Source organism: Nissabacter archeti (genome assembly GCF_018257325.1).
Taxonomy (GTDB): domain Bacteria; phylum Pseudomonadota; class Gammaproteobacteria; order Enterobacterales; family Enterobacteriaceae; genus Chimaeribacter; species Chimaeribacter arupi.
Genome location: NZ_JAERKB010000008.1, coordinates 329809 through 344233 on the forward strand (window position 1 = coordinate 329809; position 14425 = coordinate 344233).

The window sequence follows — 14425 nt, forward strand, 5'->3', positions numbered from 1 at the left end:
CGTCTCTCCTCCGGCAACCGGCGATGACGCAGACGCACCGGGGGCATATGTCAGAAAAAGGATAAAATGCGCAAAAAAGTTATAAAAAAAGGCGTGACATGAAAACAGGTATTTAAAAGATACCATTATTAATTTCATTATCAGGCCAATTATCGGGCAAAACGTGCGGTAAGCTAATTGATGGGGCCAGGATAGCGAAATAATTCGCTGAGTTTAATGTAAACATGCTGTAAAAATGATCTGACAGTGTTGGCGTTTTTTGCGTTTTTCGACTAAATTCAAAGGTTTGCTAAAATGGTAAGCCTTGATGAAAACGCTAGCAATTTTTTACAGTGTTTATTGGTCAAATAAGCGGGCATACAGTAAAATGACCCCTGCAAATAGCCGCTTCCTTTTCGCAACGAATAAAAACAAGGTTCGCTGACGGCAGTGCGCAGTTTGTCATGTTTGGATGATAGAAAAATGGATGTTGTGAAAAACAGAGCCTGACGCGTGCCGGTGTGGCGTATCCCGTGGTTTCGGGCGCTGTGCACGCTCTCTTGTGTTCATTTCTGGCGTAGACACTGACCGATGTCAGTGGACACTAGCTGACGGCGTTACTCCCCTTTTTTGGAGAATTCTCTTTGATTAGCGTTCTTCTTGTTGATGACCACGAATTGGTGCGCGCAGGGATACGACGCATTCTTGAAGATGTGAAAGGTATCAAAGTCTCAGGTGAGGCACAGTGCGGCGAAGACGCCGTAAAATGGTGCCGCAGCAATGACGTTGATATTGTGCTTATGGACATGAACATGCCGGGGATCGGCGGGCTGGAAGCCACGCGCAAAATTGTGCGTTTTTCACCCGATATTAAAGTCATCATGTTGACGATTTATACCGAGAACCCGTTACCGGCCAAAGTGATGCAGGCCGGGGCGGCAGGTTACCTGAGTAAGGGGGCGGCCCCGCAGGAAGTGATTAACGCGATCCGGGTGGTGTCGGCCGGCCAGCGCTATATTGCGTCTGACATTGCCCAGCAGATGGCCCTGAGCCAGCTTGAGCCGCAGACTGAGACGCCGTTTGGCTGTCTTTCTGAGCGCGAACTGCAAATCATGCTTATGATTACCAAGGGCCAGAAAGTCAATGAGATCTCCGAGCAGCTTAATCTCAGCCCAAAAACCGTGAACAGCTATCGTTATCGCATGTTCAGTAAGTTAAATATCAGCGGTGACGTTGAGCTGACCCATCTGGCTATTCGTCACGGCTTATTCAACACCGAGAGCCTAACCAGCAGTGAGTGAGCGTTTCGATTCCCAGGCATTTCTGAAAACTGTCACCAGCCAGCCCGGTGTGTACCGGATGTACGATACCACCGGGACGGTCATCTATGTAGGGAAAGCGAAAGACCTGAAAAAGCGTCTTTCCAGCTATTTCCGCACCCATGTCGGCAGCCGCAAAACGGAAAATCTGGTCAAGAATATTGACCAGATTGACGTCACCGTGACCCACACGGAAACCGAGGCGCTGTTGCTGGAGCATAACTACATCAAGCTCTACCAGCCGCGTTATAACGTGTTGCTGCGTGATGATAAATCCTACCCGCTGATTTTCCTGAGTGCCGATGATCACCCGCGCATCGCCATTCACCGCGGGGCCAAGCACGCGAAAGGCGAGTATTTCGGGCCGTTCCCCAACTCCTATGCCGTGCGTGAGACGCTGGCGCTGTTGCAGAAACTGTTCCCGATCCGGCAGTGCGAAAACAGCGTCTACCGCAACCGTTCGCGCCCCTGCCTCCAGTACCAGATTGGCCGTTGCCTCGGCCCCTGTGTGAAAGGGCTGGTGAGCGAAGAAGAGTACCGGCAACAGGTGGAGTATGTGCGGCTGTTTCTGGCCGGCAAAGACCAGCAGGTGCTGACCCAGCTGATTGAGCGCATGGAGCAGGCCAGTAAATCACTGAACTTTGAGGAAGCCGGGCGTATCCGCGACCAGATCCAGGCAGTGCGCCGGGTCACGGAGCGGCAGTTTGTCTCCGGTGACGGTGACGACCTGGATGTGATCGGCGTCTCCTATGATGCCGGACTGGCCTGTATGCATGTGCTGTTTCTCCGGCAGGGGAAAGTGCTGGGCAGCCGCAGCTACTTCCCGAAAGTGCCGGGCGGCACGGAGCTTGCCGAAGTGGTGCAGACCTTTATCGGCCAGTTTTATTTGCAGGGCAGTGAAGGCCGGACCCTGCCGGGTGAAATTCTGCTGGATTTCGCCCTGCCGGAGAAAGAGCTGCTGGCGGAATCCCTGAGCGAGATGTCCGGCCGCAAAATTGCGATCCAGACCAAGCCGCGCGGTGACCGGGCGCGTTACCTCAAACTGGCGCGTACCAATGCGGCCACCGCGCTGGCCACCAAGCTTTCTCAGCAGTCCACGATTCACCAGCGGCTAAGTGAGCTGGCGAAAGTGTTGAACCTGCCTGAGATTAACCGCATGGAGTGTTTCGACATCAGCCATACGATGGGCGAGCAAACCGTCGCCTCTTGCGTGGTGTTTGACGGCAACGGGCCGGTCCGCGCCGAGTACCGCCGTTACAACATTACCGGCATTACGCCGGGCGATGACTATGCGGCAATGGCACAGGTGCTGAAACGCCGTTACGGTAAAGCGCTGGAAGAGAATAAAATCCCGGACGTGATCTTTATCGACGGCGGCAAAGGGCAGCTGGGCATGGCGATGGATGTGTTTGCGGAACTCAATGTGACCTGGGACAAAACACGGCCGAAGCTGATTGGCATTGCCAAAGGCACCGACCGCAAGGCGGGGCTGGAGACGCTGTTCTTTAAACCGGAAGGAGAGGGGATGGCCCTGCCGCCCGACTCACCGGCGTTGCACGTTATCCAGCATATCCGGGACGATTCCCATAACCATGCGATCACCGGCCACCGGAAAAAACGGGCGAAAGTACGCAATACCAGTGCGCTGGAAACGATTGAGGGCGTTGGCCCGAAACGCCGGCAGGTATTGCTGAAATATATGGGCGGGCTGCAACCCCTGCTCAACGCCAGCATCGAGGAAATTGCAAAAGTGCCGGGTATTTCACATGCATTGGCAGAAAAAATCTACAATGCGTTGAAACACTAGGGGCAATGTAGCAACATACTCACAATAATCCCTTTTGCCAGACAGTTACTGAGCGCTATGCAATTTAATATACCGACTTGCCTCACGTTGTTTCGCGTGGTTTTGATTCCCTTTTTCGTGCTGGCGTTCTACCTCCCGTTTGTCTGGGCGCCTATGGCCTGTGCCCTGATCTTCGTGGTGGCAGCCATCACAGACTGGTTTGATGGCTTCCTGGCCCGTCGCTGGAAGCAGACGACCCGTTTTGGCGCTTTCCTTGACCCGGTCGCAGACAAGGTCATGGTGGCGATTGCGCTGGTGCTGGTGGCGGAATATTTCCATGCCTGGTGGATAACCCTGCCGGCCGCCACCATGATTGCGCGTGAAATTATTATCTCGGCCCTGCGGGAGTGGATGGCGGAAGTCGGGAAACGCAGCAGCGTGGCCGTTTCTTGGGTCGGCAAGGTGAAAACCACCGCGCAGATGCTCTCTCTGGTGGCGCTGCTGTGGCGGCCCGATCCGACCCTGGAGTTTGTGGGGATCATTGCGCTGTACATCGCGGCGGTGCTGACTTTCTGGTCAATGTTCCAATATTTGCATGCGGCCCGGAAAGATTTGCTTGAACCGTGATCGATGTGACTTAAAAAACGCCAAACGAACATTTTGCGCTGATAATTCTGTTGACTCATCGGCACAGGTAAGTAGAATGCATCGCATCAGACGGCAGCGCAGCTTGCTGAAAGATAAGAAAATCAGGAACTTCTGATTATTGCGGGAATAGCTCAGTTGGTAGAGCACGACCTTGCCAAGGTCGGGGTCGCGAGTTCGAGTCTCGTTTCCCGCTCCAAATTTAAGTAAACTGGTAAGCGAAGCATTACGAGTTTAGCCATACAACATGGCAAATCAGTTACGGCGCGTTAACAAAGCGGTTATGTAGCGGATTGCAAATCCGCCTAGTCCGGTTCGACTCCGGAACGCGCCTCCACTTTTCCCGATGCCCGGGTGGTGAAATCGGTAGACACAAGGGATTTAAAATCCCTCGGCTTATGGCTGTGCGGGTTCAAGTCCCGCCCCGGGTACCACGGAAAGTAAAAGAATAACAAAGCAATAAGCAGTAATGTCGTAGACCGCCGAGAGGCGGTTTTTTTGTTTTTGTCACCCATTCCCCCCAAAATCCATAGCCACCGCCGCCGGTTTTTTATACGCTCATCTCTCCCTTCTTTTTTGAGGACAGACCATGCCAGAGCGTACCCAGCCCCCGGTTACCATCAGCCGTTTTCAGCCGTCAGAACGTGATCAGGTGATCAACGTTATTTTACCCATTCAGAATCAGGAGTTCGGCATTGCCATCACGGCAGCGCAACAGCCGGATCTCAGCGATATCCCGGGATTTTATCAGTGCGATAACGGGGAGTTCTGGGTGGCACGCTGTGGGGATGAGATTATTGGTACGCTGGGGCTGAAAGATATCGGTAACCGGCAGGCGGCGCTGCGTAAAATGTTCGTTACCGCCGCCTACCGCGGCCGGGCGTGGTCAGTGGCACCCCAGTTATTAGCCGCTTTGTTCCGCCACGCCGGGGAGGTGGGCATCCGGGATATTTACCTGGGCACCACCGATAAATTCCTGGCCGCCCATCGCTTTTATGAAAAGCAGGGGTTCAGTGAAGTGGCGGCCGACACCTTGCCTGCAACGTTCCCGCGTATGGCAGTAGACAGCAAATTTTACTGCTGGTCCGCCCCGGCATAGGGGAGTGCGGCTTACTCCTGCTCCCAGCTTTTGTCCCACTGGGCGTTTTCAATCAGTGGGCGCAGGGCCTGGTCAAAGACTTTCATCTGTGCCGGTGACAGGTTAGCCAATGTCTTTTCCGCCATGATCTGCCGGGCCACGCCGCGTGCGCTGGCCAGGTTGGTGCCGCTCTGCCCGGCCGTCTCTTCAATCAGCTCCGGCAGATTATGGTAGATATGGCTAAGGGCGTTGATATTCAGCATATTTCCTCCGAAGACGGCCGGCAAGGCCGTCAGACCAGCGGATTATCAATAGGCTCCAGCAGCGCCGGCCCCTCATGGTGCGGGTTGCCGACGGCCTTGTCGACCGGGTGCCAGCTGAACTGGTCCACCGGAACTGCCCCCTCAGCGGCCAGTGTCCCGGCCTCTTGCGGGCTGAGGGCAGGATCAAGCCAGGCCCGCGCCGCGTCCGGCGTCAGCGCCAGCGGGCGGCGATCGTGAATGTCGAGCAGCCCGGCATCCGAGGCCGCCGTGACGATCACAAAACCATCATCGTCCGGCGGCGTTGGGGCGTCAGGGTGGAATTTACCGATGGCGGCAAAGAAAAGCGGTGTGCGGTGCTGATGGTAAATAAAATAGGGTTGCTTGCGTTTGGCGTCCTCTGCATCCTTCTTCCACTCAAACCAGCCATCCGCCATCACCAGCGCCCGGCCATGTTGCCAGAGCGGTTTAAACATCCGGCTTTCGGCGGCGGTTTCTACCCTGGCATTGATCACCGGCGGCCGGTGCGCCTCTTTGGCCCAATGCGGCTGATAGCCCCAGCGCACCGGGTCGAGATAGAGCTGGTCATCGCGCTGGTTCAGCAGCAGCACGCGGGTGCCGGGCGCCACGTTATAGCGGTCAATCGGCACCGGGTCCAGCGCGCCATTGAAGGGAATATCCGGGGCCAGCGCCTCCAGATACTCTGACCGCGTCTGATGTTGTGAAAAGCGTCCGCACATAGTGCCTCCTGTTATGGCTAACAGGCTAAGTATAGGAAACTTAGACGGCAGCGATCGGCCGCTCCGGCGTCGGCAGCAATAACTGGTAAAAGGCGAGATCGAGCCAGCGGTCAAATTTATACCCCGCCTGCCGCACCGTGCCGCAATGGGTAAAGCCCAGGCGCTCATGCAGCGCAATACTGCCCTGATTGGTGCTGTCAATGCCGCCCACCAGCGTATGCACCTGGCGCGCCTGCGCTTCAGCGATCAGCCGTTCCAGCAGCAGGCGGCCCAGGCCACGCCCCCGGTGATCCGGGTGGACGTACAGCGAGTGCTCGACAGTGTATTTATTGGCGGGAAACGGGCGGAAAGTGCCGTAACTGGCAAAGCCCAGCAGGCAGCCGTGCTCATCTTCCAGGCCAATGACCGGGAAGCCGTTGTCCCGTTTCACGGCAAACCAGGTACGCATGGCGGAAAGCGGGCGGGGCTGGTAATCATACAGCGCGGTAGAGGTGAGGATGGCCTCATTAAAAATGGCCAGGATCGCCTCTGCATGCCGCTCTTCGTTGCATTCTACCCAGTTCATCTTGAACACTCCTGCTGTGCTGTTTACTATAATGAATATTATTCTCCTAAAGTAAACGCGGGCTTCAGCCATGTCAATTGATGAGATTATCGCCGGGCAATTACAGGCCAGGCGCAAGGAAAAAGGCTGGAGCCTCGACACGCTGGCGCAGCAGTCCGGGGTCAGTAAAGCTATGATCTCGAAAATCGAGCGCCAGGCCAGCAGCCCGAGTGCAGCGACGTTAGGGCGGCTGGCCGCCGGGCTGGGTATTGCGCTGGCGGAGCTGATTACCGAACATGCGCCGCAGCCGTACCCATTGCGCCGCCGGGCGCAGCAACCGGTCTGGCGCGATCCCGATCTGGGCTATCTGCGGCGGCAGGTGAGTGAGAAAAGTGACGGGCAGGGCGCGGAACTGGTGGAAATCACCTTACCGGCGGGCGCCAGGATCAATTACCCGCGCTGGAACGCCGCACCCTACCGGCAGCAGTTATGGGTGTGCGAGGGGTCTTTGGATCTGACCTACGGTGACACCTGCTATACGCTGGCCACGGGGGATTGCCTGAGTTTTGGCGTCGATGCGCCGCTGACATTCGCCAATCCGGGCAGCCAGCCCTGCCGGTATCTGTTGGTCATGACGTCAGCCTGACGGCTCAGAAGAGGGAAAACAGCAGCACCACCGGAAAACTCAGCGGCCAGGTCAGGCCAATAATGCCGGACGTGAATAAGCGGATCTTAAATGAGGAATCGCGGCTGATCAGTAAGGTGAAAAGGGCGGAGAGGGCAAAGCCGATAAGGAAAATGGTTTTTAACGCTTCCCAGGCGGTATGAGCAGACACATCTATTACCTGTCGTTTACACAATGTCATTATTGTATTGATTTTGCACTTTTCTATCAATTCTTTGATCAGGGTAATAGAAAAATTAAAAAGAACGGCTTCGTTAAACCGGGTATCGTGCGCGCCTTCAGGGTGTTGCCCCCTCTTCAGGCGTAAAAAAGCCCGGCCAGGCCGGGCTTTCACAGGGCGCATTTACCGCTTAGCGGCGGCCACCCAGCAGTTTTGCCAGCACGAAGCCAACACCCGCAGCGACCAGCAGGGCCGGAACCGGGTTATCAGACGTAGTACGCTTCACGGTATCTACGGCATCGTTAACGGCATAAGAGGCCTGGGAAAGATTCTTACGCACCGCCCCTTCAAATTGAGTCTTGCCGTCATCTGTTGCACGACCAAATTGCTCCTGGCCCGCACCTACAGCTTCTTCTGCTTTATCTTTTACTTTATCAAACATATGCAAACTCCATTTGTTGTGAACGTATTAAAAGCATAGACCAGAAAAACGGATCTGACCGGGTTATTAACATGCAGTAACAATGGTTTCGCCGCACAAGACGCTTAAACAGGGCTTTTCCGGGCGTGAAACCCCGGCCCGCCTGCTTATCGCGTACGCGGTATACAGCCTGCCAGGGGTTAGCATGTTGTTACATTCTGCTGCCGGAATCCTTACAGGCAAACCCTGTACTCTTGCTTTCGCGAATAAATCGCTGAATAACAGACACAGAGGTAATAATGAAGGTAATGAAATCAGTGATGCTGGGATCACTGTTAGCGCTGAGCAGTGCTGCGATGGCTGAACCGGTACACGCGGACGCAGCACCGGTAAACAAGGCTGCACAGAGCCAGGCCCACCGCACGGCACAGCCGGCAAAACCGGTCAGCCACAAAAAAACCGTGCAGCACGTGAAGAAAAAACCGGTGAAAAAGCCGGCGCCGAAAAAGCAGGTTGCGCCGCACGATCAGCCGCGTTAAGGCTCAGCCGCGTTACGCCCGGCGGCAGCTTGCGCAGTGAAAAAAGCCCACCACCAGGTGGGCTTTTTGCTGTCAGGCTTTGCGCTTCTGGTGGGTGGAGAGGCGCGGGCCGGCAGCGACCGGCTGATAGCGTTCGCGGAAATAGTGTTCGAGTTGCTCCAGGCTGCGGCCCCGGGTTTCCGGCACACACCGCACCACAAACAACGAACCGGCAATGCCGATGCAGGCAAAGGTAAAGAAGGCCCCGGCCAGCCCGACACCGGCCAGCAACATTGGGAAGGCCAGCGAGATCATGAAATTGGCGATCCACATCGCAAAGACCGCCGCCCCCATGCAGATGCCGCGCATACGGATCGGGAAGATTTCAGAGAGCAGCAGCCAGGTTACCGGCGACAGTGCACCCTGCTGGAAGCTCAGGAACATCAGCATCCCGCCCAGCACCAGGTAGCTGCGCAGCAGGTTAGGCAGGCCGCCCACGGTTTCCGGCATCAGGATGCAGACCGCCCCCAGGAAAAACAAACAGCAGGTACAGCCTATCTGTCCAAGCAGCACCAGCGGCCGACGGCCGATTTTGCCCAGCAGCCAGATGCCGGCAAAGGTCATCGCCACGGAAATCACCCCGTTGGCGATGGTCGCCAGCAGCGCGGCGTCGGTGCTCAGGCCGGTCGCCTCCAGCATGGTCGGTGCATAATACATAATGGTGTTGACGCCGGTGAGCTGCTGGATAACCGCAATCCCGATGCCCAACAGGAACAGCTTCATCAGCCACGGCGTGGCGAGATCCCGCAGGCGGCCTTTGCCCTGATGGCGGTTTTCTTCGATGGTTTCTTCGATCTCCGTCATCTCCCAGTCCACATCCTGGGCAGAACGGGTACGCTCCAGCACCCGGCGCGCCTCGGCCATCCGCCCTTTCATGGCGTACCAGCGTGGGGAATCCGGCATAAACAGCATCCCGAACCACAATAGCACCGCCGGCAGTGTGGCGATTGCCAGCATCCAGCGCCAGGTGGATTCCCCGCCCCACAATTCATGGAAGGTGGCATTCGAGATGTAAGCCAGCATCTGCCCGGAGACAATCATCAGCTCCTGCAGCGTGACCAACTGGCCGCGGCGGTTGGCCGGGGCGATCTCCGCGATATAGACCGGCACCGTGGCGGCCGCACCGCCGACCGCGACGCCCAGCACCAGCCGGAAGGCGATCATCCAGGTGACATCCGGTGCCAGGGCCGTGCCGATCGCGCCGACGGCAAAGATGACGGCCAGAAACAGGATGATCTTTTTGCGCCCGGCAGCATCCGCCAGGTGGCCGGCCATCAGCGCACCAAAGGCCGCCCCAAACAGCAGGGAGCTGGTGACCAGCCCGGTAGTAAAGGGCGTCAGGTGCAGTTCCTGGCCCATAAACAGCAGGGCACCGGAAATCACACCGGTGTCATAGCCGAACAGCAGGCCGCCCAGCGTGGAGATCAGCACGATGATTTTAACAAAGGGTTCGGTTTTGGTTTGGCTGTTTGGCCCAGAAGCTGGGTTGGTTGTTATGTATTGTTCCATGATAGCTCCAGTGGTCTCGCAGGGTCTGGTCGTGACAGAGAAGGCAGATAAAAAAACCTCACGTTAAACACGAATAACAAAGTCATTGTGGCTATTACTCAAGAGCAGGCAAATAGTTATAGACAGAAAATTTCATTTTTTAAAATAATGGAAATTTAATTTTGTGGTCTGGCTCATAAAATAGCCATGTGTTACTGCTATGTTGCGGATAAAAAGGCGGGCTGCTCTATTTCTTCGCTGAAAAAAGGAAATGGTTCTCTGTAAAATAGAATGTTTATTTCTAAATGAAGTGAGCGGGGAATGTATTATCTGAAGGAGCAGGGGCAGGGGTGCAGCAGATCAACCGCTTACCTGAGGCACTGTGACAAGGCGCATATTTCATTTTTTCTGAAACGGGCATGGCCGGGCAAAGCGGGATAACGCGGGCTGATCGCCTATTGTGAAGAGACGCTCAACAAAGGGGAGGAAGGTGGAAGGCCGGCAAAAGAGCGCAGATCAGCACATTATAAACGGCGGTTTTCCTGGCTCACTTCAATCAAATCACTCAGCGCGTGCATCGAAATGCCGCTGTTGCCCCAGTCAACCATCGCCCAGGGCTTTTCCTGTTTGGAAAGCATGGAAATAACCCGGCCAATAATCTCGCCGGTTTTATGTTTGACCAGAGAATTAACGCCAATGCTCATAATATTCCCCTCCGTTGCAGACGTCTTGCCAGACTACCCCCAGCGTTGAAAAATGCCAATAAGCTTATTATGGGTATCGTGATCACATTAGCGTAAATCATCGTTCGGCGGGGAGAGGCTGACGCAGCATTGGGGTGGCCATTCAGGGGCCGGGCACACAGGCAGATAAAAAGCGCTTTACTTTGTGTAATGATAATCGTTATCATCCAATCGTCTTCTGTTACGGCAGTTCATGCCGTATCGAAGGCACGACATTGCTCACATTGCTTCCAGTATTTTTCGCCAGCCATCGGGCTGGCGTTTTTTTTTGCTGCCGGTTACCCGGCGTCGGGTTCCAGAACCCAGATATGGTATGTCCCGTCAATCATCTCGGCCCCCTCCAGCTCTTTTTCAAAGCCTGGGAATTTTTCGCCCCATTCGGCAATACTGCGGATATAGCGCAGCCAGGGTTGGTCGTCACGGCCGAAGCGCTCGCCCGGCATCACAATCGGGATGCCGGGCGGGTAAGGGATAATCCCCACGGCAGAGACCCGGCCCGCCAGCCGGCCGAGCGGCAGATGGTTGCAACGCCCGGCCATGTGCGCCTGAAACGCCCGGCGCGGTAACACCACCGGCTCCGGCAACTGGCCGAACGCCTCTGATTGCAGTTTGTCCATCTGGCTGGTTTTCATGTAACTGAACATCTCGTCGCAGAGATCCTTCAGCCCCATTCCGGCGTAGCGCGCCGGATAGCCCCCGGCCAGATCCGGCAGGCAGGCGATGACCGGCGTGTTCTCATCATAGTGGCGTTTGAACTCCAGCAGGACGTTGATCAGCGTGCCCCATTTCCCTTTGGTGATCCCTACCGAGAACAGGCAGAGCACCATAAAGTCAGTGGTGCGTGACGGCACCACGCCGTGCTGGGTCAGGAAGGCGGTCACCATCGCCGCCGGGATGCCGGTCTGCATCAGGGTGCCGTCATCGTTCATGCCGGGCGACAAAATCCCGGCCTTGATCGGGTCGAGCATACACCACTCCTCCTCCAGCTGGTCAAAGCCGTGCCAGCGCTCACCGGGCTTCAGCACCCAGCAGCCGGGGTCGGTGGAGAGTTGTGCTTTTGAGGCCATGCGGAACGGAATTTTTTTGCCGGTTTCCGGGTCTGTCACTTCCGGGGCATTCCACGGTGCAAAAAACCATTCGCCGCGGTCGTGGAACGTGGCATTGACCTTGGCCAGCGCCAGCCGGAAATCCACCGCTTCGTTGATCACCTCCTGCGTTAAGGTCTGCCCCTGGCCCCCGCGCATCATCGCGGCACCGACCTCATTGGCGGCAATAATCGCATAGAGCGGTGAGGTAGTGGCCTGCAACATATAAGACTCATTGAAACGGGAGTGCACCACCGGCTTGCGGCCGTTACGGATATGGATATAGGACGCCTGTGACAGCGCGGCCAGCAGTTTATGGGTGGAATGGGTGGCAAATACCGTAGGGCCGTTTGGGTCGTGGTCTGCCGGGTCGCCGCGCATGGCAAAACGGTGCTGGTAGAAGGGGTTGAAGCGGGCGTACGCGTACCACGCCTCATCAAAATGGATCTGGTCTACGCTTTCGGCCAGCAGATCCTGCGCCTGCCCGGCGTGGTAGCACATGCCGTCATAGGTGCAGTTGGTGACCACCGCATACACCGGCGTGCGGTCGGCGGCCTGGTTAATCAGCGGGTGGGCGGCAATGCTGGCGCGGATGCTCTCCGGCCGGAATTGCTGCCTGGGGATCGGCCCAATAATGCCGAAACGGTTACGGGTCGGCACAAAAAACACCGGCAGTGCGCCGGTCATCACCAGGCCCTGTTCAATCGACTTGTGGCAGTTGCGGTCACACAGCGCCACCTGCCGGTCCCCGATCACCGCCGCCATGATCGCCCGGTTAGACCCGGACGTGCCGTTGAGCACCGAATAGCTCTGGTGCGCGCCGAACACTTTGGCCGCATAGGTTTCGGACGCCTTGATCGGCCCGCTGTGGTCAAGCAGCGATCCCATTGCCGCGCGTTCGATGCCGGTATCAGTGCGGAACAGGTTTTCACCAAAGAAATCGAGGAATTCACGGCCGACGGCGCTTTTGGTAAAGGCGACGCCGCCCTGGTGGCCCGGCGCGGCCCAGGAGTACTCCGGGGACGTCAGCGTATAGTGGAATAACGCCTTGGTGAACGGCGGCAGCAACTGGTCATAATATTTGGCGATCAGCGCCCTGGCGCGGGCGGCGATAAAATCGGCCGTGTCCTCATGCATCCAGACGAATTCATTCACCATGCGCATGATGTCCAGCGTCAGGCTATCGATGCAGGAGTGTTCCGCCATCAGCAATACCGGCACCTCTTTGTTGCGGTAGCGGATCTCTTTCAGCAGCGCGGACGCCTGGCTGTGGGAGGCGTCGTCGTTACCGCCGGATGTCCAGTCCACAAAGATGCAGCAGAGCGAGGCATCTGACATCACCGTGGCTTTGCCGTCCTCAAAGGTCGCCGCCGGGATCACGTCCAGGCCGGTAGCTTGCAGGGCGGTGATCAACTCCTGCACCGCCCGGCTGTTGGCGGTGTTGCTGTCCAGGATATTGCTGTCCACCACCAGGACTTTGCGTTTCTTGTTCATGCCTGAATCGATCATGCTGCCTGCCTCTGTCAACGTCATCGGGGCTTGCCCGCCGGATTACCGGGAGCGCTTAGTCATCATCGCGTACGAATGGGCGATCGAGCGGGAAGGGGGTTTTATGCCGCCGGTTGTAGTTCACGGTGTACATGGAGGTGATCACCATCACCGTCACAAAGGACCACATCACCTCCTGCGCGCCGGAACCGATGACCGCCCAGATGCAGTACACAAACGCCAGCAGGGTGATGAAGAAGTAGATGGCATGGCGGTTGCCGAGATGGCCGCGCCCCACCAGCAACAGCGCCGAACAGGTGTAGAGGTAGGGCACCAGCGTAAAAATCACGGACACCGAAGAAACCAGCGCGAATTGCGCGGTCGCGTTAGGCGAGATACTGGCGATTTGGAACAGGGTCATCAGCACGCCGATAATCAACAGCCCGGCCACCGGCACGTTCTCTTTGTTCACTTTGGCAAAAATGGGCGGGAACAGACCGTCGTCTGCGGCGGCTTTGGCAGTCTGGCCCGCCAGCAGCGTCCAGCCGCCGAGCGAGCCGAGGCAGCCCAGTGCGGCGCAGAGCGCCACGGTGCCGCCGGCCAGATCGCCCAGTGCCAGCCGGGCCGCATCACCAAAGGGTGAGGTGGAGAGGCGCAGTTCCGCATTGGGGATCATGCCCATGATGGCGGTAGTGGAGAGCACATAACAGACGGCGGCGATCAGCACGCCGCCGAGGGTGGCGATCGGCACATTGCGTTTCGGGTTTTTCACCACGCCCGCTGCCACCGAGGCGCTTTCCACCCCGATAAAAGACCAGAGGGTCACGCTCAGCGTGCTCTGAATCGCCCCGAGCGGCCCGAGGCCGCTGACATTCCAGGCGGACATATAGGTTTCCCCGCGGAACCAGAACCAGCCGAACAGCGCAATCGCCACAATCGGTACCAGGGCCAGCACCGTGGCCACCGCCTGCACCCGGGTGATCATTTTCGGTCCGACAATATTCAGCAACACAAACAGCCAGAGGATCGCCACACACGCGATGGTCAACGGAATGGGCGCTTTGAGCAGCGGGATAAAGTAGCTGAGGTAGCCTACGCCAATCACCACCATCGCAATATTGCCGATCCAGCAGGCCAGCCAGTAGAGCACATTGGTCTGATAGCCGATAAACGGCCCGAACGCGCGGCGGGCATAGGCATAAGAGCCGCCTGGGCTGGCATCCAGCGAGGACATTTTGGCGTAGACCATCGACAGCGCCAGCGCGCCGAGGAGGGTGACCAGCCAGCCCCAGATGGCAATACCGCCGGTGGCCGCTAAATTCGCCGGCAGCAGGAAAACGCCGGAACCCATAATATTCCCGGACACCATCAGGGTGACGGGAATAAGCCCCACTTTCTGATTTTCTGAGTCCATCGTGATTTTCTC

General features: G+C 57.0%; 15 protein-coding genes and 3 tRNA genes. 9 read left to right on the plus strand and 9 right to left on the minus strand.

Annotation, left to right across the window (positions count from 1 at the left end):
* The first annotated feature begins 623 nt into the window (after positions 1-623).
* From uvrY to JK232_RS13190, 7 genes are all read left to right on the plus strand, one after another.
* Positions 624-1280: a UvrY/SirA/GacA family response regulator transcription factor gene (gene uvrY / locus JK232_RS13160; protein WP_072925586.1), complete on the plus strand. Its 657-nt coding sequence runs from the start codon at positions 624-626 to the stop codon at positions 1278-1280.
* Positions 1273-3105: an excinuclease ABC subunit UvrC gene (gene uvrC, locus JK232_RS13165; protein WP_101827949.1), complete on the plus strand. Its 1833-nt coding sequence runs from the start codon at positions 1273-1275 to the stop codon at positions 3103-3105. The genes uvrY and uvrC overlap by 8 nt, the downstream gene beginning before the upstream one ends.
* Positions 3106-3162: 57 nt before the next feature.
* Positions 3163-3711: a CDP-diacylglycerol--glycerol-3-phosphate 3-phosphatidyltransferase gene (gene pgsA / locus JK232_RS13170; RefSeq protein WP_072925581.1), complete on the plus strand. Its 549-nt coding sequence runs from the start codon at positions 3163-3165 to the stop codon at positions 3709-3711.
* Between the two features lie 141 nt (positions 3712-3852).
* A tRNA-Gly gene (locus JK232_RS13175) sits at positions 3853-3928 on the plus strand.
* Positions 3929-3992: 64 nt separating this feature from the next.
* A tRNA-Cys gene (locus JK232_RS13180) sits at positions 3993-4066 on the plus strand.
* 11 nt (positions 4067-4077) lie between these two features.
* A tRNA-Leu gene (locus JK232_RS13185) sits at positions 4078-4163 on the plus strand.
* A 155-nt stretch (positions 4164-4318) separates the two neighbouring features.
* Positions 4319-4828, plus strand: coding sequence for a GNAT family N-acetyltransferase (locus tag JK232_RS13190; RefSeq protein WP_072925578.1), 510 nt, complete (start codon positions 4319-4321; stop codon positions 4826-4828).
* Between the two features lie 11 nt (positions 4829-4839).
* On the opposite strand, the gene JK232_RS13195 is transcribed toward JK232_RS13190, so the two are convergent.
* The 3 genes from JK232_RS13195 to JK232_RS13205 are packed head-to-tail and all read right to left on the minus strand — an operon-like array spanning position 4840 to position 6372.
* Positions 4840-5070, minus strand: a complete 231-nt coding sequence (locus tag JK232_RS13195; protein ID WP_101827950.1) for a hypothetical protein — start codon at positions 5068-5070, stop codon at positions 4840-4842.
* Between the two features lie 29 nt (positions 5071-5099).
* Positions 5100-5807 (minus strand): SOS response-associated peptidase family protein, encoded by a 708-nt coding sequence (locus JK232_RS13200; protein ID WP_072925574.1) that lies wholly within the window; start codon positions 5805-5807, stop codon positions 5100-5102.
* Positions 5808-5847: 40 nt separating this feature from the next.
* The gene (locus JK232_RS13205; protein WP_072925571.1) at positions 5848-6372 is read right to left on the minus strand and encodes a GNAT family N-acetyltransferase; all 525 of its coding nucleotides are present in this window, start codon (positions 6370-6372) and stop codon (positions 5848-5850) included.
* Between the two features lie 70 nt (positions 6373-6442).
* Between JK232_RS13205 and JK232_RS13210 the strand changes: the two genes are divergently transcribed.
* A complete protein-coding gene (locus JK232_RS13210; RefSeq protein ID WP_072925569.1) occupies positions 6443-6997 on the plus strand; it encodes a helix-turn-helix domain-containing protein in 555 nt (184 codons plus the stop codon).
* A 4-nt stretch (positions 6998-7001) separates the two neighbouring features.
* Here JK232_RS13210 and JK232_RS13215 read toward each other — a convergent pair whose 3' ends face one another.
* Together JK232_RS13215 and JK232_RS13220 are read right to left on the minus strand one after the other, a co-directional pair.
* Entirely contained in the window at positions 7002-7217 is a 216-nt protein-coding gene (locus JK232_RS13215; protein ID WP_072925566.1) for a GhoT/OrtT family toxin, read from the minus strand.
* Positions 7218-7386: 169 nt separating this feature from the next.
* Entirely contained in the window at positions 7387-7638 is a 252-nt protein-coding gene (locus JK232_RS13220) for a CsbD family protein (protein ID WP_072925563.1), read from the minus strand.
* 278 nt (positions 7639-7916) lie between these two features.
* Here JK232_RS13220 and JK232_RS13225 point away from each other — a divergent pair, with 278 nt between their 5' ends.
* On the plus strand, positions 7917-8156 hold the full coding sequence (locus tag JK232_RS13225) for a hypothetical protein (protein ID WP_146000769.1): 240 nt from the start codon (positions 7917-7919) through the stop codon (positions 8154-8156).
* Positions 8157-8228: 72 nt separating this feature from the next.
* On the opposite strand, the gene JK232_RS13230 is transcribed toward JK232_RS13225, so the two are convergent.
* From JK232_RS13230 to adiC, 4 genes are all read right to left on the minus strand, one after another.
* A complete protein-coding gene (locus JK232_RS13230; protein ID WP_072925558.1) occupies positions 8229-9704 on the minus strand; it encodes a sugar porter family MFS transporter in 1476 nt (491 codons plus the stop codon).
* A gap of 503 nt (positions 9705-10207) precedes the next feature.
* Positions 10208-10387, minus strand: coding sequence for a hypothetical protein (locus JK232_RS13235; protein ID WP_072925555.1), 180 nt, complete (start codon positions 10385-10387; stop codon positions 10208-10210).
* Positions 10388-10704: 317 nt separating this feature from the next.
* A complete protein-coding gene (locus tag JK232_RS13240; protein ID WP_072925553.1) occupies positions 10705-13020 on the minus strand; it encodes an Orn/Lys/Arg family decarboxylase in 2316 nt (771 codons plus the stop codon).
* 55 nt (positions 13021-13075) lie between these two features.
* Complete coding sequence (gene adiC, locus JK232_RS13245; protein WP_246538519.1) at positions 13076-14413, minus strand: arginine/agmatine antiporter; 1338 nt, start codon at positions 14411-14413, stop codon at positions 13076-13078.
* Positions 14414-14425 lie beyond the last annotated feature (12 nt).